This window comes from Ferroplasma sp. (assembly GCF_037442045.1).
GTDB lineage: Archaea > Thermoplasmatota > Thermoplasmata > Thermoplasmatales > Thermoplasmataceae > Ferroplasma.
Genome location: NZ_JBBIRC010000020.1, coordinates 1 through 26005, shown reverse-complemented (window position 1 = coordinate 26005; position 26005 = coordinate 1). Strand labels below are relative to the sequence as shown.

General features: G+C 33.9%; 26 protein-coding genes and 2 tRNA genes. 17 read left to right on the top strand and 11 right to left on the bottom strand.

The features are described from left to right. Positions 1-22 precede the first annotated feature (22 nt). The 4 genes from WKI77_RS04070 to WKI77_RS04055 all read left to right on the top strand — a co-directional run bounded on the left by WKI77_RS04070 (position 23) and on the right by WKI77_RS04055 (position 2396). A complete protein-coding gene (locus WKI77_RS04070; RefSeq protein WP_337860551.1) occupies positions 23-250 on the top strand; it encodes a hypothetical protein in 228 nt (75 codons plus the stop codon). A 133-nt stretch (positions 251-383) separates the two neighbouring features. Next, entirely contained in the window at positions 384-1490 is a 1107-nt protein-coding gene (locus WKI77_RS04065; protein WP_337860550.1) for an XRE family transcriptional regulator, read from the top strand. Continuing rightward, the gene (locus tag WKI77_RS04060; protein ID WP_337860549.1) at positions 1487-1942 is read left to right on the top strand and encodes a DUF4411 family protein; all 456 of its coding nucleotides are present in this window, start codon (positions 1487-1489) and stop codon (positions 1940-1942) included. Before WKI77_RS04065 ends, WKI77_RS04060 begins: the two co-directional genes overlap by 4 nt. A 97-nt stretch (positions 1943-2039) precedes the next feature. Continuing rightward, positions 2040-2396, top strand: a complete 357-nt coding sequence (locus WKI77_RS04055) for a DsrE family protein (RefSeq protein WP_337860548.1) — start codon at positions 2040-2042, stop codon at positions 2394-2396. Positions 2397-2439: 43 nt separating this feature from the next. Here WKI77_RS04055 and WKI77_RS04050 read toward each other — a convergent pair whose 3' ends face one another. The 7 genes from WKI77_RS04050 to WKI77_RS04020 all read right to left on the bottom strand — a co-directional run bounded on the left by WKI77_RS04050 (position 2440) and on the right by WKI77_RS04020 (position 8305). Then, the gene (locus WKI77_RS04050; RefSeq protein WP_337860547.1) at positions 2440-3069 is read right to left on the bottom strand and encodes a helix-turn-helix domain-containing protein; all 630 of its coding nucleotides are present in this window, start codon (positions 3067-3069) and stop codon (positions 2440-2442) included. Between the two features lie 87 nt (positions 3070-3156). After that, positions 3157-3447: a hypothetical protein gene (locus tag WKI77_RS04045; RefSeq protein ID WP_337860546.1), complete on the bottom strand. Its 291-nt coding sequence runs from the start codon at positions 3445-3447 to the stop codon at positions 3157-3159. After that, positions 3448-4662 carry a YeeE/YedE thiosulfate transporter family protein gene (locus WKI77_RS04040; protein WP_337860545.1) on the bottom strand — a complete coding sequence of 405 codons (1215 nt, stop codon included), beginning with the start codon at positions 4660-4662 and terminating at the stop codon, positions 3448-3450. It abuts the gene before it with no gap. A 1087-nt stretch (positions 4663-5749) separates the two neighbouring features. Then, positions 5750-5823: transfer RNA gene (locus tag WKI77_RS04035), tRNA-Ile, on the bottom strand. A 3-nt stretch (positions 5824-5826) separates the two neighbouring features. Then, positions 5827-5899: transfer RNA gene (locus WKI77_RS04030), tRNA-Asn, on the bottom strand. A gap of 114 nt (positions 5900-6013) precedes the next feature. Next, the gene (locus tag WKI77_RS04025) at positions 6014-6409 is read right to left on the bottom strand and encodes a hypothetical protein (RefSeq protein WP_337860544.1); all 396 of its coding nucleotides are present in this window, start codon (positions 6407-6409) and stop codon (positions 6014-6016) included. A gap of 30 nt (positions 6410-6439) precedes the next feature. After that, positions 6440-8305, bottom strand: coding sequence for an ATP-dependent DNA helicase (locus WKI77_RS04020; RefSeq protein ID WP_337860543.1), 1866 nt, complete (start codon positions 8303-8305; stop codon positions 6440-6442). Between the two features lie 127 nt (positions 8306-8432). On the opposite strand from WKI77_RS04020, the gene WKI77_RS04015 reads away from it, so the two are divergent. Beyond that, entirely contained in the window at positions 8433-9719 is a 1287-nt protein-coding gene (locus tag WKI77_RS04015; RefSeq protein ID WP_337860542.1) for an MFS transporter, read from the top strand. Here the strand turns inward: WKI77_RS04015 and WKI77_RS04010 are convergent. Together WKI77_RS04010 and rnhB are read right to left on the bottom strand one after the other, a co-directional pair. Next, entirely contained in the window at positions 9710-10372 is a 663-nt protein-coding gene (locus WKI77_RS04010) for a glycosyltransferase family 2 protein (protein WP_337860541.1), read from the bottom strand. The genes WKI77_RS04015 and WKI77_RS04010 overlap by 10 nt on opposite strands. A gap of 33 nt (positions 10373-10405) precedes the next feature. Then, positions 10406-11023: a ribonuclease HII gene (gene rnhB / locus WKI77_RS04005; protein WP_337860540.1), complete on the bottom strand. Its 618-nt coding sequence runs from the start codon at positions 11021-11023 to the stop codon at positions 10406-10408. 195 nt (positions 11024-11218) lie between these two features. Here rnhB and WKI77_RS04000 point away from each other — a divergent pair, with 195 nt between their 5' ends. The 4 genes from WKI77_RS04000 (at position 11219) to WKI77_RS03985 (ending at position 15160) form a co-directional block, all read left to right on the top strand. Continuing rightward, on the top strand, positions 11219-11752 hold the full coding sequence (locus tag WKI77_RS04000; RefSeq protein WP_337860539.1) for a GNAT family N-acetyltransferase: 534 nt from the start codon (positions 11219-11221) through the stop codon (positions 11750-11752). 116 nt (positions 11753-11868) lie between these two features. After that, the gene (locus WKI77_RS03995; protein ID WP_337860538.1) at positions 11869-13545 is read left to right on the top strand and encodes a radical SAM protein; all 1677 of its coding nucleotides are present in this window, start codon (positions 11869-11871) and stop codon (positions 13543-13545) included. 38 nt (positions 13546-13583) lie between these two features. Next, the gene (locus WKI77_RS03990; protein ID WP_337860537.1) at positions 13584-14264 is read left to right on the top strand and encodes a DUF47 family protein; all 681 of its coding nucleotides are present in this window, start codon (positions 13584-13586) and stop codon (positions 14262-14264) included. After that, positions 14261-15160, top strand: coding sequence for an inorganic phosphate transporter (locus WKI77_RS03985; protein WP_337860536.1), 900 nt, complete (start codon positions 14261-14263; stop codon positions 15158-15160). Before WKI77_RS03990 ends, WKI77_RS03985 begins: the two co-directional genes overlap by 4 nt. Here the strand turns inward: WKI77_RS03985 and WKI77_RS03980 are convergent, their stop codons facing one another. Further along, positions 15161-15928, bottom strand: coding sequence for an SDR family oxidoreductase (locus WKI77_RS03980; protein WP_337860535.1), 768 nt, complete (start codon positions 15926-15928; stop codon positions 15161-15163). A 77-nt stretch (positions 15929-16005) separates the two neighbouring features. Beyond that, positions 16006-17910 carry a glycoside hydrolase family 15 protein gene (locus WKI77_RS03975; protein WP_337860534.1) on the bottom strand — a complete coding sequence of 635 codons (1905 nt, stop codon included), beginning with the start codon at positions 17908-17910 and terminating at the stop codon, positions 16006-16008. A 426-nt stretch (positions 17911-18336) separates the two neighbouring features. Between WKI77_RS03975 and WKI77_RS03970 the strand changes: the two genes are divergently transcribed. The 8 genes from WKI77_RS03970 (at position 18337) to WKI77_RS03935 (ending at position 25905) form a co-directional block, all read left to right on the top strand. Continuing rightward, complete coding sequence (locus WKI77_RS03970; protein ID WP_337860533.1) at positions 18337-20160, top strand: amylo-alpha-1,6-glucosidase; 1824 nt, start codon at positions 18337-18339, stop codon at positions 20158-20160. Beyond that, positions 20157-21269, top strand: coding sequence for a glycosyltransferase family 4 protein (locus tag WKI77_RS03965; protein ID WP_337860532.1), 1113 nt, complete (start codon positions 20157-20159; stop codon positions 21267-21269). The genes WKI77_RS03970 and WKI77_RS03965 overlap by 4 nt, the downstream gene beginning before the upstream one ends. Continuing rightward, complete coding sequence (locus WKI77_RS03960; RefSeq protein WP_337860531.1) at positions 21257-22390, top strand: glycoside hydrolase family 57 protein; 1134 nt, start codon at positions 21257-21259, stop codon at positions 22388-22390. Before WKI77_RS03965 ends, WKI77_RS03960 begins: the two co-directional genes overlap by 13 nt. A 157-nt stretch (positions 22391-22547) precedes the next feature. Then, on the top strand, positions 22548-23378 hold the full coding sequence (locus WKI77_RS03955; RefSeq protein ID WP_337860530.1) for a prenyltransferase: 831 nt from the start codon (positions 22548-22550) through the stop codon (positions 23376-23378). 65 nt (positions 23379-23443) lie between these two features. After that, positions 23444-24694, top strand: coding sequence for a prenyltransferase (locus tag WKI77_RS03950; RefSeq protein WP_337860529.1), 1251 nt, complete (start codon positions 23444-23446; stop codon positions 24692-24694). Between the two features lie 32 nt (positions 24695-24726). Further along, entirely contained in the window at positions 24727-25149 is a 423-nt protein-coding gene (locus tag WKI77_RS03945) for a pyridoxamine 5'-phosphate oxidase family protein (RefSeq protein WP_337860528.1), read from the top strand. 282 nt (positions 25150-25431) lie between these two features. Further along, a complete protein-coding gene (locus WKI77_RS03940; protein WP_337860527.1) occupies positions 25432-25566 on the top strand; it encodes a hypothetical protein in 135 nt (44 codons plus the stop codon). 102 nt (positions 25567-25668) lie between these two features. Beyond that, positions 25669-25905: a tyrosine-type recombinase/integrase gene (locus tag WKI77_RS03935; RefSeq protein WP_337860526.1), complete on the top strand. Its 237-nt coding sequence runs from the start codon at positions 25669-25671 to the stop codon at positions 25903-25905. Positions 25906-26005: the final 100 nt, after the last annotated feature.

The following is a 26005-nucleotide window of genomic DNA, read 5'->3' as shown; positions in this document are numbered from 1 at the left end:
AAATATATAAAAAGGTAAAAATATGGAGAAAAAAAGTATTATCTTGCCGGATTGGAGGAGGAGACTTTTACAGGAACATTTGCTTACATCATTAATATTGCTGGAACTGATTTTAAGCGCAGTATTCATTTCAATTGGTTATTTTAAAGGAGATCCGTATTTCAGGGGAGTTGGAGTTGGATTGGTGATTGCATGGGTTACAACCGGTGTAGCAGCTATTTTCAAAAGAGCAGTTAAAAGTGATAAATAAAATTTATAAATGAGCTATTTAATGTTTGCCAGTACTGGAACTTTTAAAAAATTTACCGTATTTCAACATGGCCAAATTTTTATTATTTTAAGTGGATAAAAACTTTATTATAACATTTGCATATTTCTATGTAATGAAATCTTTCCCAGTTAATGCCAATCCAAAAGTAATACAGTACTATATGGAAGCATACAATATTTCCCTTGAGGAACTTGCAAAGAAAATAAATGCAAAAAATAGTTCTATTGATGGCATAGTGAAAGGAACAATAAAATTAAGATATGTACAGCTGCAAAAAATGGCTAAAATGGTGGAAAAAGATCCATTAATATTTATGCTTGATAAGCCTCCAGAAGATAAGCCACTATCAAACGTTTTCAGGAAATTAATAAACAGTGAACATTTAACTTATAAAATAATGGTTAAAATTAATAGAATCAAAGAACTGCAGGAAGTAGCAAATGAACTGTATAATAATATAGAAAAATCTATAGAACCCATAATTGATGAATATTCAATTAAGCGCGACCCTGCAGAGGTTGCTGCAATAGAAAGAAAAAAATTCTATTCCTACGATGAACAGAAATCGTGGAAAAAACCATATGAGTCATTTAACAAATGGCGCAGTGCACTGGAAAATAAGAATATGCTGGTAATGCAAATACCGGTAGATACTGAATATTTCAGAGGTTTTTCACTTATTGACAGTAAGCCCTTTATTATAGTTGTAAATTCAAAAGATGACATTAACGCAAGGTCATTTACATTATTCCACGAATACGCACACCTGCTCCTGAGGAATATAGAAACAGGAGAATTAAATAATGAAATAGAAAAATGGTGCAATGAATTTGCCTCAAACTTTCTTCTAAGCAGCGATGTACTGGATTATTATACAAATAAAATTAATGATATTGATAAACTGGTAAAAACAATCAGCTCGAAATATAAAGTCAGCTATTCCATGATATATTACAGGCTTTACAGTATTAGACGCATCAATAAGGATACGTATAATGCATATATAAGTGAATGCAGCAATTCCAGCAAAATTGTGAAAGGTAGTAAAGCACGGGTAGGGGGCCCTCCTCAGGAGGTATTGAAGAAATCAGCCTATGGTATTCCATTTCTTCGTGCTGTTATAGAAAATTATGAAAAAGGAAATATTACAATAGAACAAGCTTTAAATTATCTATCGACCACATACAATACGTTTAAAAAGCTTGAGGAATCTGTATGATATACATTATAGATTCAAGCTCATTAATAGATTTGTTCCATATATATCCAGTAAATATTTTTGAAAGCTTATATACAAAATTTGAAAGCGAAATTGCTTCTGGAAACATTTTATCTCCGATTCAGGTAAAATATGAATTAGATAAACAAGATGATGAAGTTAAAGCATGGATTAAAGGCAAAAAAATTTTCCGGGAAACAGATGGCGATATTTTTGACCTGTCAACAAAAATATCAAATAAATACCCAAACATCTTAAGAGGTAAAACTGGAATTGTTGTAGACCCATATATCATTGCACTCGCACATTCTATCAATGGCATTAATAATGTTAAAATAATTACTGGGGAATCCAAAAAGAAAGGGCATTTACCTGCAGTTGCCCGTGAATGCTGTAATATAGATTCTGTAAATTTGCTGGAATTTTTCCAGGAAAAGGAATGGAAATTCTAAATTTAATTCATTATTATTGTGTTTATTAACAGCATTTAAAATCAATACCTTACATGTTAATGATAATGTATTTACGTAATGTTGCAATAATTTAAATATGGGAAAAGAAGATTATTTATTAACATTGATAAGTGGAAATGACAGCACAAGATTGGATGAAGCTTTTATTGTGGCTACAGGGCTTGGTGCAAAAATGGGTGCAAAAAGTGTAACATTATTATTTATAGGTAGTTCTATTGAAACATTAAATAAGTATGATCCAAGATCTTTAATTGTCAAAAATAAGCTGGATGATGCTAAAAAGGCAAATGTAAAAATTATGGCCTGCCCTGTTGCAATGGATTACTACCACATAACAGAAGAGGAATTATTATACTATGACTGTGACAAAATACCTGGTGGAAAAGTTATTGCTGACGCAGCCAGAGAAGGAAATACAATATTAACCTTTTAAATTTATTTTTATTTCTTTAATTTATTGTTTAATTTTGCATAAATTAATCACAGTTTTCCTCAATATAATTTTGAATTATTTTTTTCAATGAAATTCTCATTGTCTCCGATAAACTGGAAGGGGAAATATTTATTGATTTTGCTATATCGGTTAATGTTGATGATCTTTTCTTTTCAAAATATTTGCTTTCATAGACCTTATTTATCACAAATTTTTCTCTTTCAGTTAATTCAATGGAATTTTTATAATAATATTCAACAATTTGATATTTAATTGAATTGTTTTCCAGTTCTTTCTGAAGAGCTTTAAGTTCTATTTTTCCAGGCAGCAGAATTCTATAAAGCACGGCATTATTCCCGGTAACTATGCTTCCAAGAATAACAAGATTATAGGTTGAAAAGAAATTGCAGGCAGTGCAGCTTTTGCATTCTGCCCACATCCTGTTTTTGCCTGCCCTGAAAAAACTGTGAGACAGTGCCTTAATTTCATTAACTTCATCTGTATTTTCATCTCCATTGTTAAATATCAGGCAATGCAAAGTAAAATCATTCATCATTTTTAAATTTTTGACTGTAGTATTTTTTAAGTGTGAATCGATATAATTGACAATTTCACAGTCAGTTCTAAATACACGAATTAAAACAATGATTGCCCCCTTATTTTTTTCTGACATAGAAGTTTATTATTAATTGATAAAAAAAATTATCCATAAATATCATTCTACATTAAAACTATTAAAAATATATAAGAAATAAAAAATTTATTTTTTGTTCTTCGGTTTGTATGCATAATTGTTATATTTTGTTCTGTACCACAATGATGTCATGACTATAGTTACTATGACAAAGAATCCAGTTATTGAAACGGAGTATGATGATGGATCATATCCACTGTATGTTCCAGATGTCAAAGCGGCTGTTATTATTATGATTCCGGTCATTATAATAATAAATGCCTTTACACCAGATTCGCTTTTTTTCTCAGGTTCTTTGCTCTCCCTACTCTCTTCATTGAGTTTTATTTCGTCCTTTTCGTTTAATCTGTTTTCCATTTATTTCACCTTCCTGTATATTATATATGAAACAAGCAGCAGGAATATCATTACTATTATAAAGAACTCTAAACTGCTTACTGCCATTTGCAGATCACCGCTTAATATATGGCCTGATGCACATCCATCTGCCATTCTTGCCCCCAGTAACATTAAATATGCACCTGAGAATGCTCCGGCTCCCCTTTTAATCTGGCTGTTTCCAAATCTGGATTCCCATGAAGGTGGTATTACATTGTTAAATGACTGAAATCTTCTTGTGAAGAATATTGATGCAAGGAAAGCTCCAAATAATGTTCCTATATCACTGAAAGGTTCCCATCCAATAGTATGCACTGTAAGAGTACTGTATTTCCATACTCCTGCTGGAAGCCATAAATATGCAACGATCCATGAAAATGTTGTTGATTCACCAAATATCTGGTGCAAAAACATATCAAGAACAACCATTAAACCGATTATTATTCCAACGGACATCATTACAACGCCGAATAGTTTTGATGAAACAGTCCAGTGGTAATTTACTTTCTCAGGCAAATTGTTTTTGCCTAAGGGCATGGATGCTCCAGAAAGAAGCATTCCTGCTGTTTCAACATACTGGTTTTCTTCTTCAGGATCAAGCTTTGTGAGTTTGTGCAATGAGTTATATGCACAGCTCTTTCCGCCTTTGTACCTTGGAAGAAGGTATGATATTCCAAACATTATTATTGCCCATGCTATTGCAATTCCAAAGCCAACGGTAAGGTCTGTATCCACTTTTCCGCCAAAATATATCTGGCCAAAGTTATCATATGTTACAAGCCACTGCCCAAATGATGTCTGGTATATTACTGTCCATGATGCGGCTCCCAGCAATCCGCCAAAAAGTGCCCATAAAGCATCTCTTCTTCCCTCACCAAGAGCCATCCATATTGTCCCCGGAACATATCCTGATATTGCAATTCCTGTTCCAAATATGGCTGCGCCAAGTGCAACGCCGAATACATAATCAGGCTTTATTCCCCAGTGGAAACCGATTCCAAGTGCAGCAAGGCCGTATAATGCCAGTGCCCCAGCGCCTATAGCTATTGCAATACATCCTACAAACAAACGATCCTTCCATCTTCCAAGCCTTATCAAGACTTCCGGGTTTGAAATTCCCCATGCTTCAGCAAGTCCACCTATTACTATTCCTATGAATATTCCTATCCATTCCCATGCAGTTACGCTTATCATTGTATTCACTTCCGTAATTCGTTATACTAATTAGAATAATGATTAAAGAATATTTAAATACGCAGCCTTATATGTTAATAGTAATATTAATATAACATACCTGTTCCCAATTTAAATACTGGCAAAAATATTATGCTTATATTGCAATTTAATTTTAATCACTCATGCGTGCTAATCAGGAACAGTTAAGCAATTATAATTGCAAAAATAATCCAGTTAACTTAAAACAATAATAAAAATAACATTGATTTCAAAGATATTTATATAAAAACATATAACATTATCTATGTATGTAAGACATTCCCTTAATGAAATGCCAATCCTTTAAATTATAACTATATTTTGGATAGATCAAGAATTTTCATGTTATTGTAATACTTAGTTATTCAATCCTCTATTGCTCTTATTAATTCAGGGAAAGATATGCTTTTCCCAGTGGAGTCAATAATCATGTTAATTATGATATATGCTATAAAATATGGTAATGACTCTATTATTATTTCATGGTAATGTAAGTAATTTGCTGTAAGATTGATAAGGTCTTACATAATCAAGATTAGGAGGTAATAAAAATGCAGGGCCAATTAGAAACAGTGAATAAAATAATATATACTTTTCTGCAAAATAGAAAAGAAGGAAAACATACAGGAATGGAACATTAAAGGCAGCAGAGAGGAAATTAAACTTAAAAAATCAGATCAGAGAATTTCCCTTTAAAACAAAGATAATTTAAATGTATTTCAGAGTAGAAAAGGTATAGAGTTGTAATGTTAGAATCATATCTCTATGGAGTTTCAGTGGCATGTTGTAGAATTCCTAGGATTAAAGAATATTTTATTTTCCTATTATCATCTTTAGCATCAGAACTGGTATTAAAACTAAGAAATTCTTAAGCATGGACATAAAAGGAGAATATAAATTCTTATATTAGCTACATACTTTAAAAAGGCAATATAAAGATAAAAGCAAAGTATTATTTGTATATTATAAACAATGAATGGTATAGAGAGGTATACTCTTCTTATAAAGGTTTGAAATCAAAAATATGGAATATTCAGAATTTGATAAGTTATGATAAATCAATCAGTGGGGCTGGCCGGGTTTGAACCGACGACCACCTGGTTATGAGCCAGGCGCTCTACCTAGCTGAGCTACAACCCCTTACGCCGTCAGTCGGGCTTGAACCGACGACCGCTCGGTTAACAGCCGAGTGCTCTACCAACTGAGCTATGGCGGCTTATTCTGGTTATTGCATTTTTGCTTTTAACATTTTCCTTTCAAAACTCCTGAAAAGCAAGAATTGCATTTATGACAATACACATTCAAATAAATATTTTATGATTTTGCATATTCATTGTTGCTTAATTTCCAGATCTTCTTCTACTGTTTTTTCACCTATGCTAAAGATTTCGAGCCTGATTTCATATTTATCGGGCATTACAGAATATGAATCGAGCAGTTTATAGGCATTCCGAGAAAAGAAAACACCATCGTTTGGCCCGCAGCCTGCTGGCATTAAATAAAGTCTTACTGCAGTGCCTTCAAGGTTGGCAAGATCTTCTGTATTCAAGTAATCCTCTTTTCCTGTGACCTTTAAGATTCTTCCATCCATTTCAATTTCATTGCTGATTCCAAGTTTCCCAGAAAACTTCAGGGACCTGACAGGCAAGTAAAAATTTGAGGCATCTGGATTCGTGGGTTTAACCAATTTTTCTGTTTTTAATGTTGATTCTATTACAACAGCCATGATAATAGATATAAATATAGCTTATAACTTTTATTTTTCATTTGACAGTAAATTATGTTGCCAGAAAGGTTCCTGAAAACGGTCATCGCACAGCCATATGCTTGCATGGTCTTCCGGAGACCTTGTAGAACGGCCTGCAGCCTGCTTTACTTTTATAAGTGCATATTCATAGTAAAGAAGATTATATGCATTTTTATTTAATATTCTTTCAAGATATTTTATTTTGTCTTTTCTGTAATCGTCCAATGGCGTTAAAGGCAATCCTGCGATTATAACGTCGCTTATAAGGCTCTCACCGTGGCTCACAAGCTGTATGCCTTCCAGCAGCTTTCCCCCATGAACTGAAAATATCATTATTTTATCTTCATTTGCCATTCTTTCTATAGTTGAATATGAAATTCTTTTGTTCTCAAATACGCATTTACTTCTCATGCTGTCCGGCAAAAAACTTGCAATTCCAGGAACCTTTGTATAATCATCACCAAAAAGGATTTTGTATGATGGCACTGCAACAAGAACGCTTTTCTCTGATTTTGAGTATACATTAAGGGAAAATTCCATATATTTCTTCAGCATATTTGCCCATTCTTCTATATTTTGCCTGTATCTTCCAAGCGTTGTATAACCCCTGACAGCGTTATAATTTTTTATGCCGCCAGCGTTTTTGAATATGCTATCGACCCTTAAATAAAGTACGTCATCCATGTTCCATACCTTGGAAATATGGTCTTCTGAAGGCATTGTGCCTGACATGAATATAACTCCACTGCCCTTTAAAAATGAAAAGTAATTTGAAGTATCATAGTACATTAATTTAAGTTTTAAATCCTTTTTTTCCGTGTTGCTGGCAAATGAGTATATATTTCCATTTTCAATTCTCTGGTAGTCATAAAGGAAATTATAAACATTTTCAAGATAATTTCTTGTCCTCTTTTTTACTGCCCGCTTTTCATTCCGTTCTTCAAATTCTTCACTGAATGTGTTTATCGATTCAAGGTTCTCCATCTTTGATATAAAATCATTGGAGAATTTAAATTCCTTTAAATCATTTGTTGGCTTTGTAGAGCTCATATTTGTTAAAAGCTTTTCAAGAATCAGGTTTGCTTCGACCCTTTCATAGTTATTGTATTTGTCCAGTGGAAATTCTTTTACAAGGGAATCTAAAGCTTTTTCCACTGTTTTTATGCTTAAATTTCTTCCAAAATTTTCTATTACTGAATCAAGATTATGTGCTTCATCAAAAATTATATAAGAATCATTGAGATCCAGCATTTCCTCTCCCTCTGTACCGTGAAAGACATTGAACCTTATTGATGGATTTAATAAATAATTGTAGGTCATTGCTATGACCTGTGCCTCAGGCATGCTTGACCTTGCGGAGTAATATGGGCAGTATGAAACCATTTTATCCTTGTCTATTGCAACAAGCTCTCCTTTAGTATCCCTTGCAAGTGCCCGGGAATTTACATCCTTTCTGATTTTATCAGTAGAATCTTCCTCCATGTCCTGAAGAAAAATTTCAGGAGAATGTATATTTTTTAAATCGAGCTTTATTGTTTTTTCCTTCAATGGGCAGCCCTTGCATACATTTTTCTGCCCATCATCCTCAGATTCATACCATCTTTCCTTTAAAGGACATAGTTTGCTTTTCCCAAACATGTATAATACCGGCAAATTAAAATATTTCTGGTTATCCTCATAAAGCCTTGTAAACTCATTATGTGTTCTGGTTAAATATATTAATTTCTTGCCTGTTATAAAAGCTAGATATAGAACAAAACTGGTTTTCCCTGATCCTGTAGGTGCTTCTATTGCTACCTTATTCTTTTCCTCCAGGTTTTTTGATACAGTGCTTATCAGTGCATCCTGCCATTCCCTGGGAGTGAACTTTTCCATTAATTTGTATTGTTAAATTGTATAATTATCTATTCATTTATGCAGAAATTATGTTTTAATATTTTCACATATTTAATCCAAAACGGAAAATAAATATATATTTATTTACTTACGTGGCTTAAGTGATTTGACGGACAATAAATGGTTCATTGGCTATATTTTTTCTAACATTGCTGCGGGATTAACAACACCTTTAATTCCCTTATTTATAGTATTTTACCTGAAAAGCAACGTTGAGTACGTGGGCCTTGTTTCTTCCATTGCCTCTGTTGCGTCCGTTCCTGCACTGATATTCTGGGGAAACCTTTCGGATAAAATAAAAAGAAGAAAAATATTCATTGTTATTGGTTTTGTAGGCGCATTTTTATCCCTTCTTATGGTGTTAATGGTACATACTATGCCCTCTTACATCACCATGCTTATTCTGTTTCAGATAGTGGCAATGGCCAGTGTGCCTGTTTCCACATTGCTCATACTTGAAAATTCTGACAAATCGTCATGGTCAAAGGTAATGGGAAAATTCAACAGTTACAGTGCCATTGGAACAGTGCTTGGCCTTGCCGCTGGTGTTCTGATATTAACATTCTTTTCAGGCATGGGGCGTGAATTAATGCCGGACCTCTATGTCATTGCAGCAGGGTTTTACCTGGCTGCTGGAATTATTTCAATAATTGTTTTAAAAGAGCCAAGCAAGCAAATAAAGAGGCAGAAGATTGGGTTTATATTTGCCACGCATGTTATTGAAAGAATTAGATATTTCCCAACGCATATTATTCATATACCGGGAAAGGAAAATAAAATTAAGATACCTGATCATTTAAGGCTGTATTTAATAACAACACTGATCCTGATGATGGGTTTTCAGCTGTTTTTTGTACCATATCCTGTATTTGTCATCAAGAAAATGAATGCAAGCGAAAATGATATTTATATTATGTATTTGCTTAATAGCTTATTCTCAGCTGCTACATTTATACCTGCGGGAAAATTCATTAATTATATAGGGTCAAACAGGATGCTTTCAATATTTACATTCATAAGAATAGTTCTTTTTCTGGCCATGGGCATACTTTCATTCTTTGTATTTGATACTGCAGGCTATCTTTTGCTCTTTATCATAATGTATGGCGTCTTTGGAGCTCTCTGGAGCTTCATCAGCATCAGTGAAATTACAAGCATTTCCAATATGGCCACTGCCAACATACGGGGAAAAGTAATTGGCTATTATAACTCATTAAATGGTGTTGGCCAAATAATTGGTGCAGGTTTATCAGGCTTCATAGCATTTGATATCAGTTATTCTTTTGATTTCATACTTTCAGCTATAATAGTTTTATCTGGATTGCTGATAATAGTATTTGCAAAACCTCCCGATATAGTTTATTCAAAAAAGGTTATAAAATCTCAATCCTGAATACGCTTTACAAATAGATGGAAAAGATTCATAAAACCATCATTCCACGTTTTTAGCTTTGGCTTGCTTATCCTTATTCCGTATTTTATAGGCACTTCTATTAGCTTTCCAAGCCTTACAGCATCAATTTTTATATCCTCGGAAAATGACATCCCGTTGCTGAGGTTTTTCATTTTATTATAGAATTCCTTATAAAAAATCCACATGCCGCTCTGTGAATCGTTTAAATTAATTTTAAACAATATTCTCATTGCAAAATTCAAAACACTGTTACCTATATAGTGCAATGATGTATAGTTATGCTGTGTTCTGAGAGTCATTCGGTCGCAGGAAATAAAATTGATTTCGTCCATCTGTAAGATATCCAGAAGTGGTTTTACTATATCAGTTGGATATGTATTATCACCATCCATGCACACAATTATGTCCCCTTTAGCAAGATTTAATCCGGTTTTGTATGCTATGCCATAGCCCTTTCTGGTTTCATTTATTACAGTTGCTCCCCTTGCCCGGGCAATTTCCCTTGTTCTATCTGTAGAATTTGTATCAACAACGATAATTTCAATGCCTTCAACGGCTTTTAGCAATCCGTCAATAACAGAACCAATAGTACCCTCTTCATTGATTGTGGGGATAACTGCAGTAACATTCATTACTACTGAATGGCATACCTTATTTATTATTTTTTAGTATTTCAGTTTTTTATTTAACATATTTTTCCAGGTTTTCCACTGGTGCCGAACTATTTTATCTATATTTATTCCATTTTTTAACGCATCTTCAACAAAATTTACGGTTCTGGAATCTGATGGGTATCCAGATCCAAAATCGCCATATTCATCATGCAATTTTTCTATTTCGTGGTCTCTTGTTACCTTTGCTATTATCGATGCTGCAGATACAGGGGGATAGATTTCGTCTGCTTTATGCCTGCAGATAATTTTTCTGCCTGTATTTTTTTCAAGCTTTATTTGCAGCCTTTCTTCATTTACATCGAAGCTGTCAATGTATATAACATGGTTTTCAGGGGCCATTGATGCAAGTTTCGATGCATAAAGCTCTTCAAGCTCATTCAATCTTTGGCCCATGACATATTTGTCTATTTCAGAAGGAGATATAACAACATAATTGTAATTAAAATCCTTTAATTTAATAAATAAACTCTCACGCCTTTGAGGAGATAATTTTTTTGAATCTGCAACACCAAGGGTTTTTAATGTTTTGCTCTCACCGCAGAGTATTGCCATTACCATTGGGCCTATTAAAGGGCCGCGGCCTGCCTCGTCTATTCCACATTCTTCCATTAATCCATATTATAAATGCAATAAAAATATTTTTATGTTTTAAATATTTTATTTTTTTATCGTTCAACTTCACTTTTTCTTTAACTCTCTTTTCTATATTATAATGTTTATATAGGAACTCAATTCGGGATAAGATATATTTTATTTTCATGTTAAAACTTAAAATAAATATATATTATTTATATAAAGGCATGGATGAATGGTTATACAGTTAATTCAGGCAAAATATTGATCACCACAAATTTCCCAATAGGCCATATCAATGAATTTATAGAATGTGCAAATGATTCTGAACTTGGGTTTGATCTTATGAACCATGGATTTAATTATCCATACACGGAAGAAGATGCAAGGGAATTTATTGAAAAGAACAGAGAAATTGAAGGGGAAATATTTGCAATGGATTTTTATATATTTTATGATAATAATTTTGCAGGAGTTATCGGATTGTCAGACATTGATTATGAGAATTCAAGGTCACACATAGGCTACTGGATAGGAAAAAAATATAGAAATAAAGGAATCGGAAGTAAAGCATTGGAACTTACTGTTAATTTCGCACGAGATATGCTGAAATTGCATAGCCTGCATACAAAGGTATTGACTGAAAATATACCATCAATAATTATTCTGGAAAGAAATGGATTTTCCATAACCGGCATTGAGAAAGATTCGTTTCTATATAATGAAAAATTTTATTCAGCTTTTATAATGTCAATAATTCTTTAGTTATTTTCCCATGTAATTACCAACACATGCATCTACAGCAATTTCATACGCTAATTTATATATAAAATTCAGTATATGATAATGTTTATAAACAATAATTCTATAGGATTTTTCATATGACGAAATACGTTTTGGTTTCGGATTCAACATTGAGTTACGACTATAGAAATTTTCCTTTGCTGGATTTCCTCCCATGTGCACCAGGAGATAAGGTGCCTGCAAGAGTTTACAGATTTTTAAGAGGGCCTGCACCTGAAGCATTGCCGAACGGTGAGACAAAGTATGCACCATATGCAATAAGAAAGATTGAGGCGGGATTGCTAAGGGACAATCCCAGAAAGGATGTTGCTGTAGCCCATATGGACTATCTTTCCAACTTCATTACAGATGACACTGAAATCATCGGTGTTTCAACCATGGATCCACTTGGCATAGGGCCAACAACAATGTCATACACTGCACTTTTTGGTGGCAATCTTGATTCATGGGTAAGAAGGGAATGGGATATACTCATAGAAAGAATTAACCAGGTAAGGAAAGGTAAAAAGGCAAAATTAGTTATTGGTGGCCCTGGAGTCTGGGAATTCACAGTATTAAGGGATGAAATAGAAAAATACAATTTTGATTATGTAGTTTCTGGAGAAACTGATGACATAATTTCGGAACTTTTCAGGCAGCTTGCAACTGACAATATAGATAAAAATATGTTTACAAGAGGCTATCTCACATACGATGACCATTTCAGGAGAATTATTAAAAACGATGAACTTTTCATTGGAAGAGGCACAGGAATAAGGGCATACCCTGCACTTGAAGATATACCGGAAATTGTAAAACCTGCTTCAAAAGGCATGGTAGAGGTTATGAGAGGTTGCGGTGTTGGTTGCGATTTCTGCGAAGTTACATTGAGGCCTTTAAGGTATTATCCACTGGATAGAATTAAAAGGGAAATAGAGGTAAATGTTAATGGTGGCAATGACCATGCATGGCTTCATTCAGATGAAATATTTGAATACAAGCATGAAAAAATGTTTACCCCTAATGAAGATGAGCTGGTAGATCTGATGAAAACTGTCATGTCCATAAAGGGAGTAACAGGTTCAAATCCAACACATGGAAGAATTTCAATACCTGCAGCTTTCCCTGACTTAATTAAACATTTAAGCGAGATATTAAAAGCAGGCCCTGACAACTGGATTGGTATTCAGACTGGAGTTGAAACAGGCAGTGATTCACTTGCACTGAAGCATATGCCAAATAAGACAATGCCGCTTAGAATTGGTGCTGATGGTTCATTCCGTGACATTGTATGGGAAGGTGTTTACAACGAAACAAAGTATTACTGGAGATCAGCATTTACCATACAGGTAGGGCAGAATGAGGAAACAGATGAGGATAACTGGGATTCAATTGCCATGATAAATCAGCTAAGCCATTCATATGTTGAAGGAAAGCCATTCGAATTTACTGTTACACCATTAGTTAATGTTCCTCTCGGCAGAATAAAATCCAGGAGCCTTAATTCAATGCTTAATCCTGTGCAGCTGGGAGTTTATTATGCATCATACAGGCATTTGGCAAAGATGGCTACCAGGGATGGATTCAGAGATACGCATGGAAATATATTTGCAAGGGCTGGAACCGGGACAATATTGAGTGTTGGCGGTGAGTTAATGCTAAAAGTTGTTGAGAGAATTGCAAAGAAGAATGGTGTGGATATAGATAAGGTAAAGAAATGGGGAATAGAAAGCGAGAAAGAAATTTCTTCCCTCAGCATGCTTTCAAGGGCATAAAACTTTAAAGTATTTATACCAATTTTTTATACGTTTCTATGGTAAATTATAATTTTTTAAAGAAGCTACTTGTAGTTGGTGAAAAAAATCTTCTTTCAAGACTTTCTGAATATCCGGTAATGGGAATTGAAAGCTCTTCAAATCTTATATTAATGTTAAAGGCCGCACCTGCTGATCTGGAAAAGTATAATGAATTAATAAGAACCGCAGAGAAAGAGGGAGATGAAATGGACATAGATTTCAGGCACGAAGTTACCAGCGGTGCCATAAGCTCCAGCCTCATGGATAATATGCTAAGTTTAATTGAGAAATGCGATGATATACTTGATAAAACATACTTTACAAGCAGGGAAATAAATAGATTTAATGTTAAATATTCGATGACCGATTCAGAAAAAGCTGTCAGGGATCATTCATACCTTGAATTTATATCAATTCTGAATGCAAACAAAAATGCACTGGAATATGTGCATAAAATTCTTAACGAAAATGATCTCTCAAAAATGAGGGCAGACAGGAGAAACATAGAAGCAATAGAAGAACAGGTAGATGAAATTAAGGACAATGTAATAGATTATACATACCAGAATTCAACAAAAATGTCTTACCTGGTATTTGAGCATTTAAACACACTGGCACACAAGCTTGACGATCTTCTTGATGACTGCGAGGATATATCGGATCTTGTCTTTACCATAATGCTTGCGGTGACCAGTTGATTTTATTTATTTTTTCCATTATACTGACATTTCTGCTAACATTGCTTGTTTCCGGGAACAATCTTTCCGCAGCTGTTGGTACACTGATAGGATCAAGAATCGTTAGCAGATACGCTGGAATAATAATAGGTTCAACAGGGTTTTTCCTTGGGCTTGTTATTGAAGGCAGATTGCTTCACGGTGCTGCTTTATCTTTAGTGCCCCATTCGTATTTTTACATAACATATGCATTTCTGGTTTCATTTCTGATTTTTCTTGCAGCAAATATTGGGAGAGCTCCCTTATCATTGACCATGGCACTTGCAGGAACTGCAATAGGAATAGATGTCAAAATAGGGTATGCTATTGATGAAAAATTTGTATTGCTTATGGTGGCATTCTGGATTATGGCTCCTGTAATATCCATAATAGTTTCATATGCAGCAGAAAAGGGCATTTTCCACAGAAATTTTAAAAATGTCTGGAATGTTGCCATATGGCTGAAATTCCTTATTATAATTGCGTCATTTCTGACTGCATTCACTCTTGGGGCAAATACACTGGGATTCATAGCAAATGTAGAAGGTTTCAATTTATTGACAGTGTCTGTAATGGCAGTTGCTATATTTGCAGGGTCATTTTTCCTGAGCAGCGGCGTGATTAAAAGGGTTGGTGAAGAAATGTATTCAATGAGATATTCCAATGCTCTGGTCTCTCTTATAGTATCTTCACTGCTTGTGGAAATTGCAACTTTCTTTGCAGTTCCATTATCAAATACGCAGACACTTACTTCCAGCGTTTTTGGGGTTGGCATATCCTATAAGTATAAGGCAATTTATATGAAGCCGTTTTTTATAATAATAATGACATGGGTATTATCCCCTGGCATCGGCTTTGTTCTTGGATATTTAGTTTGATTATAAACTATGTGTTAAATTGTCTATTCTTCCACCGTCTATAACAAGAACCTGGCCATTCATGTATTCCGATTCTGATGATGCCAGAAACAGTGCTGCATCTCCTATATTTTCAGGTTTCCCGGTCATGTTTAACTCTGTTCTGGCCCTGAATGATTCCCTTAATTTTCCTATTTCGTCTTCACTCTTGTTTCCAATTGTCATGTCAGATTCGATCCATCCTGGAGCAATTGCATTTACTCGCACATGGTCATCCATCAGGTCAAATGCAAGCCTTTTGGTGAGCATAACAATTCCTGCCTTTGTTATTGAATAAAAGGTTGTATTCTTTGCTGCAGTGCCAACGCCTGCATTGGATGCCATATTTATTATTATTCCGTGCTGTTTTCTTAAATCTTCAATGCATTCTTTAGTTGTGTAAATAGCTCCCATGAGGTTTATGTCAAATATTTTTTTAACCTTTTCATCATCAAAATCGTCCCATGAGAATGTGCTCAGTATCCCTGCATTATTCACCAATATGTCTATTGTTCCCATTTTTCTGTGTATTTCATTTACCATTGCCTTTACAGAATTGTGGCTAGAAACATCTGCCTGAAATATTTCTGAACCTTTAAGTTTTTCCCTTAATTCCTCTGCAGATCTTCTATCTTTATTGTAATTTATTGCTATTCTTGCCCCTTCCGATGCCAGCTTAACTGCAATAGCCCTGCCCAGGCCTCTTGAAGATCCTGTAATCAGTACTATTTTATTATCAAGTTTTCCCATAATTATTAATATCTTCAAATTATAAAACATTGATGTTTCTTATAAATTATATCATTTATTATATTAAATATAAAATTCTATTTTTGTGAATATGATGAATATTCTAGAAGTGTTATGATGAATTCAGCATTGCTCCAGACAAGAGGCGAAACAGATTGCGGTTCACCGGTGTATGGATTTATCTGCTCTGAAAAAACTCCCGAAATCTGCCTGTGTGATTTAACCCATTCTATTAATGACCATGCTTTTTCCATATCTCCAGTTCTCATGTAGTAACGTGCCATCCACAGCGTTGTGATTATCCATGGATTTCCCGGTATTTTATTATCTTCCTTAACTCGCATATAATTATCGTTCTGGTATCTGGCGATGCCCCCAACATTGTTAACCCATAAGTTTTCCATAATGGCTTCCATTGTTGAATTTACCCTGGAATCAGTGGGATTCTTCATGCCGAACATAAAAATAGAAGATAGGGCGCTGTCAATCGTAAAATCAGGTTTTCCGTTTATAATTGCCCTTGCATACCTTCCAGTTTCTTCAGAATAAAATTTATCATCAAATGCCCTTGCCATGCGATCTGCCGCATCAGAATATTTTATTGAAAGTTGCTGTTCCCCAAAAACATTTGCGAAATTAGCTGCAGCCTTGAGTGCAGCATAAGTTGTGGCAACTGTATATGCATGTATGCCGTATCGCTCTTCCCAGAGGTCAAATGATTCCCTTGGAAGGCCATCATCATTTACAAAATCAGCCATAAAATCAGCTGCTTTAATAATCAGGCTTTCATAAAATGGTGCTGTAAATCCTATGTCATTGTATTTGCTGAAATATTCCCAGAGCACCCATATTACCAGTGCAGTTTCATCCTCCTGAATTGGATATATTTCCTTTCCATTCATGGTGTGTGGAAGCCAGCTGCTCGCCAGCTTTCCATCCATATTATATTTATGCTGCATGAATCCTTTTTCTGAAATCAATGATGCCAGTAAGGTAAAGAATTTTCTGGCAGTTTGTGAATGTCCAGCTATGCTCAGTGCATATGCGGATATTGATGCATCTCTGGGCCACATATAGTAATATCCATCATGGCTGAATTTCAATATCTCGCTGTCGCAGGATGCGGCAATGGAACCTAGGGAATTTGCATGGCTTCTTACAATAAACAGGGATCTACGGAATATGGCATTGGTCTCCGGATCCATATTGGGAGAAACTTTCGATGACCAGAGTTCCCAGTAATTGGCAACCCTTCTTGTAATTTTTGTTAAAAAGTCAAGGTTTATCTGATTTCTAATGTTAGCAATGTCTTTATAGCTTTCGCCTGCTATGATATAGTAATATAAGTAGAATTTATTATTTGTTTCAATATCAACGGAATGGCGTATAACCGAATCGACCGATCCGATTGATACAGGATTCATTGATAAATTATTATCTTCCGCATCCTTCCAGGTTCCTTTAAGATTTCCAATATCTTTAACTCCTGTTGCATACTGGTCAAGGGAATTGCCATTCTGATCCAGTGTCGATGCAAGGAAATACCTGTTTTCTTTATAATGCAGAATTCCATTAAATTCTGGATAAAAGGCAGCAGTATCTCCTATATCATTCCCATAAATGTAAAAATTCTGGTGGAAAAATAATTTTAAATTCTTTTTTGATTCACTGCTGTTTAAAACGCTGATGCGCCTTACGTATATATTATCATAAATATCCACTAAATCCCTGTTTTCGAACTCTAACCCGCCATATGAAAAAGTTACAGTGCTTACCATGGTATGATCAAAATAGTCCATGGCCCTGATATGGCTTTTATCGATCCATTTAAAATCGTTATCTACCGAAATGCCATATCTGAAGGGGTGTCCTGCAGAATGATTTTCAGACGCATATTTCGAAAAATAAAAATCCACAATTCTATAATCTTCATCAAAGGTTAAAAGCATTTTACCATTTCCCAGCGGGAGGTACCTTACCATATAAGAGAATAGTATATTCAGGATAAAACGTTTTGTATCATTACTATGTGCCATTGAATTTTTAAACCCAAACTCTCCTATTTTTTGCAATAATTATTAATTTTTGTTATTCCATTTATTTTCAATATTCTTAAATTTTAATAACTTCATAGAATATTAATACATATTATGCTACGTTATATGGATTATCCTTATTATGAGCAGAGATATGCCAGGAAAATTGGATATTTTATTGAATGCAGATTAAGACATGAGTCATTGTTTAGATTTTAAAATAATTGCAACAATGCACTTTAAAATAGGAAATAACGGGCAAAAAAAATCATATTATAGGATGAATTCAATTATTTTTTGTTTTTCAGGATAGAAATGGAGTGAAATTGATTGCATTAAAAAACCTTATTAACTAAAATACATTGTTTTTATATGGATTTTAACACTGAGTGGCTGATTACCAATTCCAGCGGTTCATTTTCTTCATCAACAGTTTCATTTGCAAATACAAGAACCTATCATGGGTTACTGGTAAGGTCAGATCCGAAAACATATAACCGTTATGTTCTGCTTTCAAAAATTTCTGAAGAAATGTTTTTTTCTGGAAAACAGTACATGCCTGATACAAATTATTATGAAGGTGCCATATGGCCAGAGGGGTACGCGCATATGCAGGGATATTCCATACTGCCTTTTCCAGAAGTAACTTTCAATATGGATGGAAATTTATTGAAAAAATCTGTTGTAATGGATCCTGATTCCGATACCATTGCAATACGGTATAAATTTCTTAACAGAATTCCGGAAAAGATAAATTTTTATCCGCTTCTGGCTTTCAGGAATTTCCACAATACATTAGAAGGAACTGATAAAACCTTTGCATATGATGAAAGCGTTGATTCTTATGATTTCACTGACGGAAAATTTAAAATAAAAATTTCGAAGTTTGGAAAATTTATCAACAAGAGTTACTGGTATTATAATTTCAGGTATCCGGTTGAGGAAGAAAGAGGCACAAATAGCATGGAAAACCTCTACATGCCGGGAATTATAACTGCTGAAAATATAGAAAATCCTCTTGATATTATAATCACAGCAGAAGAAAATAATAATTTAACTTTTCCTGAAATTATGAAAAAACTGAAAATGAGAGGAATAAACAGAAGGAAAGACCATGATATCAATAGAATGTTGAGAAATTCTTCAGCATTCCTTTTAAAAGATGATTTTATCGCCGGCTTCCACTGGTTTGGCCCATGGGCGCGTGATACATTTATTTCTATGCCGGGCTTAATTCTTATAAATAAAAATTTCGAAATGGCCCGTAAAATTTTAACAAAATATGCAAACAGCATGAAAGGAAACATTATTCCGAACAATTCATACAATCAACAGTTTCAAAGATCCGCTGATGCATCATTATGGTTTATTTATGCCCTTTACAAATATTATAAATATTCACATGACAAAAATTTTATTGCATCCTTATATTGTAAGCTGGAATCTCTTGTCAATTCATATATAAATGGCAATGAGGACTTTTCCCTTGACCATAAATTTATAGTTGTTAAAAATGCACAAATGACCTGGATGGATGCAAAAACAGGAAATAAAGCATTCACGCCAAGGCTGGGAAAACCTGTGGAAATAAATGCATTGTGGTATAACGCTTTAAAATCACTTGAGTATTTCTCAGGATTAATTAACAGGAAAATAAATGGCAAAGTAGCCGATATTATTTCAGGTTTTAAGGATGAATTTAATAAAAGATATATTGTTAATAATCAAATAGCAGATGTTATAGACCCTTTAGATTTATCATTTCGTCCAAATTTTCTGCTTGCGTATTCACTTCCATTTCCGCTCATGGATGACAAAAGATTTCTTGAAGAAGCCAGGCAAAAGCTTGTTACGCCATATGGTTTGAGAACACTTTCTCCAGATAGTGATGAATTCGCAGGAAAATATTCTGGAAATCAATATGCCAGGGACAGGGCATACCATAATGGCACTGTGTGGCCATGGCTTTCTGGCCCATATATTACGGCATGCGTCAGAAATGGTTATTCAGGAAGTGAACTTTACAGATATTTTTCCCCATTGTATTCTATGGAAATGCTGCCAGAGATCTTTGATGGCATTGATCCAGAGGGGCCAAAAGGCTGCATAATGCAGGCATGGAGCTATGGAGAATTAATACGGGCTTATTATGAAGATATACACAAAGCAATTTTGAATGAAGGAAAAAAACAATGAAAGTGGCGGTAATAGGATGGGAACTTCCTCCAGCTTTTTCCGGCGGCCTGGGAATACATACATCGAATATATTTTCGATTATAGGAAGAATTATTCCTGTAGATATCTACCTGCCAGACCTTGGCTATTATTTTCCATATTACCCATTCAATATAAGAAAAATAAAAGTTGCAAAGGGAATAGCCGGCGGTTCTTATTCCCATGTGACAAACTTTACTGAAGCTGTTGATGATTATAACAGTAAAGTTGTTGAAAATTTCAGGCCTGATGGCGTATCTGTTGTTCACTGCCATGACTGGATAACAATGAAGTCAGGAATAGAAATAAAGAAAAAATTTGGAATACCGCTCGTTGTAACATTTCACAGCACAGAATATGACAGGTCAGCAAATTTCAATCCACAGGAAGATATAATGAAAAGGGAAAAGGAAGGTGCAGAAAATGCTGATGCGGTAATTACCGTTTCAAACCTGACAAAAAGAGTGCTTATTGAAAAATATAATATAGATCCAAAAAAGATAACAACTGTATATAACGGTGTTAAAGCCTCTGCTTATGCAGGGGAATATAAAAAAGAAAAGCAGATACTTTATTTTGGGAGAATAACCAGCCAGAAAGGGCCAAAATTCTTTATGGAAATGGCTGATAAAATACTGCAATATGATAAAACCGTAAAATTCGCCATGGCTGGAACCGGTGATATGCTCGATGATATGAAAAATTATGCACATGACCATAATTTTATCGATAAAATAATTTTTACAGGGTTTATTGATTTTTATAAGGCAATAGAATATTATAAAAGATCAGAGGTTTTTGTAATACCTGCTGTTTCAGAGCCTTTTGGGATAACTGTACTGGAATCCATGGTTTCAGGGACTCCGGTGGTAATGAGCAAAACTACCGGTGTTGGAGAAGCAATTAACAATGCATTGAAATGCGATTACTGGGATACAGATGTAATGTCTTCATATGCGCTTTCCATTATAGAGCATAAGAGTTTAATGGACACACTTTCATTATATGGGAGATATGAAGGAATGTCATTCACATGGGAAAAATCAGCAATGAAAACAATGGAGGTGTACAAAACAGTATGGAAAATATAGTTTTTTACTTTGAATTGCACCAGCCATTCCGCCTCAAACCATTGAAGGTTCAGGATAAAATAAATTCTAAAGACATATTCTGGGAAGAGAAAAATATGGAAATTTTTAAAAGGATATCGGAAAATGCATATATACCTGCAACAAAGACATTAATGGAAAACGGAATAAGATCTACATTTTCATTATCCGGAACATTTATGGAACAGGCCATGAAATACAATCCAAAAACTCTGGATGTTATAGATGATTATGTAAAGTCTGGCCTGTGCGAACTGATGGGTGAAACCTATTATCATTCACTGGCTTCAGTATGGAATGAAGATGAGTTCGAATACCAGGTAAAAAAGCAGGTAAACTTATTGAAAACCCTTTTTAATTATACCCCGGTTTCATTCAGAAATACAGAATTAATTTACAATAACAGGATTGCTGAAATGGCAAAGAATATGGGATTTAGAAATATTATAGGGGAAGGGACGGATGAAATTATTCGAAATTATAATCCCAATTACAGATATACTGCACCTTCCGGAATAAATCTGTACCTGAGAAACTACTATATGAGCGATAATATATCATTTAGATTTTCCAATACAGCATGGAAAGAATATCCTCTTACGGCAGATAAATATCTGGAATGGATTAAAAAGTCTCATGGAGATATAATGAACCTTTATATGGATTATGAAACGTTTGGTGAACATCAGCGAAAAGAAACAGGCATATTTGAATTCCTTAAATACCTGGCAAAATACATGAGAGATTCTGGAATCAATACATTAAATATCAGGGAAGTAGAAAACAGAATCCCTTCAATGGGAACTGTAAGCATTGATAAAACCATATCATGGGCGGATACCAGAAGGGATTTAAGTGCATGGCTTGGAAATGAAATGCAGAATGATGCATTTAACCGTTTGAAGCAATGTATAAATACAGATAACAAAGATATCTGGCGATACCTTCAAACTTCAGATCTTATATATTATATGTCCATGGGAAACCCACAGGATTTTACTGTGCATGAATATTTCAATCCATACAGGTCTCCTTACCTGGCATTTATTTATTATATGTATGCACTGGATAAAATATGCGAAAAAAGTAGAATGGGAGAATGATGCATTATCGCACTGGACAAAAATTCTTCATGCCATAATTATTTCTGGAATTCAAATATATTTAATTCTGAAATCATTGGCAGTAGAAATTTACATTTAAGATATTCATTTTTTATATTGACAATTAAAGTTTTATATTAATCACTTATGAACCTGCATGTACTCATTTTCTGATTATGTAAAAGGTCTTAAACTTCCTCTTTATTTTACATCCGTTTCACCTGTAATATTTATATGGGCATACAACAATTTTAAGAATTTATTTTATTTTGTTTTCCTTATTGCAATAGTTCTTTCAATGCAGCTGGCATTAAATCTGGCAATGGATTTTTATGATTATCAACATGGAATAAAGGTAGTAAATGGCAACACTCTTTTTCCCGTTGGGCCTTACCTTGTTTATAAAATGCATGTTGACCAAAAAAATATAAGGAAAACATTCATTATTTCAGCCTTAATTTCTATTATTCTTGGCCTTTATATTATTGCATTATCTAGAGATTATAGCCTTATTGTTATAGGAATCCTGGCGGTCTTCGTTTCCCTGATATATGTATTGCCGCCATTCAGGCTCGATACACGTGGGTTTGGTGAATTCTCAACATTTTTATCATTTGGGCCCTTTATTTTAATTGGTTCAGCAATTCTGTTTAATATAAAAGTAACATATTTTCTTATATCGATTTCAATACTTTTTGGTTTGCTTGCCTCAGCAATAAGGTTTCTGCATCACATAACTGAAGATAATCCTGATGGGTTAAGAGTGAAAAACTTCAAAAAAATATATGCTTTTATCTTGCTTGCAGGATTTATTATACAGCTTTATAATCCACTTTTATTTTTATATATGGTTCTACCACTGGGAATATCAATAATCCATATAGTTCTGCTAAAAAATGATGTGTTGAAAATTGCTGCAAAAACATGGGAAATTGTTACCATACAGATAATAACAACACTTATGGTGATTCTTTATGTAATTTTATAATATGCGTTTAAAATTTTTATTAACAAAATAAATATAATTATACAATATATAGATATTGATTACTGTTGGATTGGAAAATTAGTCTTACCAGAGTGCTTTTAAAAAGCAAAAAAATTAAAATTAACAACGAATTTGAGGAATTATACGCAGTGGATGCTGGCATTATTTTTATTTCAAAGCATAATTATTCCGGAATTGTCAATTTTCAAATATCAGAAAAACATAGATCGCTAGTTGGATCTGGCCATATATACAATGATGGCAAAGCTAGCATAAATTACAGGGAGAGGGGCATCATACTTTATAAAAATCCTGAAGCAACATCAATTGTAAATGATGATTTCGCCAGAATTTATAAAATTATTCCGGATAAAATTTCGATTGATGGCATAGATTATCCTCCAAAAACGGTTAATAATATAAAAGAAAAACAGCATCCCTTCTTAAAATCCACAAGGCCATGGAGTTTTCAGCAGAGCATTGCTGCAATACTTCTTGGAACTGTGCTGGCAATCCATATAAATATAGTTTATTTTGCATTTTCCATATTAGCAGTTGTACTTGCTCAGGGTTCATTCAATATAATTAATGGATATTACGATTACAAATCAGGGAATGATACACTTACCTCTATGACGTCAACCAGAGTATTCATAGATAAAATAATAGATAAAAAGAAGGCATTGCTAATGGCACTGGCCATGCTGGCTATTTCAGGAACTATCGGAACTTACCTGGTATATTCAAACACATTATTGATAATATTTCTTTTACTCGGAATATTTGCTGGAATAGTTTACAGTTTGCCCAAGTATGGGTTAAAAAGGCTGGCACTTGGAGATCTTTCAATATGCATAATCTGGGGACCAGGCATAATGCTTGGAAGCTATATACTTCAGGGCGGAATAATAAATTTGCCTGTAACGCTTATATCTTTTTCAATAGGTATTCTAACCGCGAATATTGTTCATGGAAACAACTGGAGGGATATGAAAGAGGATTCTGACAATCATATAAAAACAGTTTCAACTTTGCTCAAAGCTCGGGGATCAGAAATATATTATTTATCTTTATTATGGGTTCCATATTTTTTGATACTCCTGGCATATGCAATTTCACCGATGTATTATCCGGTTCTGGCCGCATTTATAACATTGCCTATGGCTTTCAGAATAAGCAGTGATGTAATTAAACAAAAACATTTGAACATTCTTGATGCAATTACAGCAAAATTTACGATGGCATTTGCTTTTTCATCCTTTATTGCCTATGCTGCTATATATTATTTAACTGGATTGCTGTATTTAAGGCTTTGAAATAAATAAATAGGATTGTGCCATTATAAAATATGGACGAGGATATAATTCAATTTTTACGTGAAAACAGGTTTATGAATATTGCAAGTGATGGTGTTAAACTATGGATATCCAAGGTGTATTATGCTCTTGACCATGGAATTATTTTTTTCCTTGAAAAAAACACCCTTACTGAAAAAAATATTGAGAAAACAAATAATATAAGCTTTAACATTGATGAAAACATGCTAAGCATAATTGTTCAGGGATCTGGAAAAGTAAATGTCCTTGGAGATCCTGAAGATTTCAAGGCACGAACCGATGTAATAATAAGGAAAAATCCAGAAGATAAGCAATTTATAAAACATGTGGAGCTTGCAGAATTAATACCTGATTTTATCAGTATAACTGACTTAAGAAAGGGGTTTAATAAATATAACCCGCAATTTTCATTGAACGAATTAACAGAAACGTAATTTTTGAGCCATATTAAAAATACAGTTGATAGGTATAATATTTTTTATTCGATAGAATAATATAATATTTCTCAATTGAATTTTAAAATGCAGCATTGACATATTCCCATAAGTTAAAAACACTATAAACATTTATAAAGAATAAATAAAAAACTATGCAGGAAATTTAGCATCATGGTGCAGATAAAGAATTAAAGAGAACCTGGAGATTAACAAATAATAAAAATAACTACAATGCAGTTAAAATCTTTTTTGTGATATGAAAAATCTCTTAGCGAATCCATGATAATCATTTATGTTTTAAAGCCTCAAGCCATGGACGAAGCCCTGAAAGATAAATTTTTAGGTCCTTCTCCTGATGGATTAAAGAGTGCATTAGAATCTTTTGGGAAAAGGCCAATGCACCGGCTACCATAGAAAGCAAACATTTTATAAATTTTATAAATGGGAATTTCATGATGATTTAAAATTCAAGGAAGTATGGAGATGGAGAAAAATAAGGAAAAATAGAGAAAAGACATGCTTACTTTAGGTGAATATAACAGGATTACCAGCAATTCAAAATCCATAAAGTATAAGGCATCGATTTCATTGCTCTGGGAGTCTGGCTGCAGAATCTGCGAAATATTAACATTGAAAATCAAGGAAATAGCAATGGAAGATAATAGTATGATTTTGGGCGTATCAGGGAAAACTGCAGACAGAGTAATTTTCATTATTGGAGATTCCATTGCTTATTTAGGGGAATATCTGTAAATGCATCCTTTCAAGAATATTGAAGCACCTTTATGGCTTGATGTGATAAGCGTGTATATGAATTATTTTGCATATGCAAAACCATTGAGAACAGGTTTAA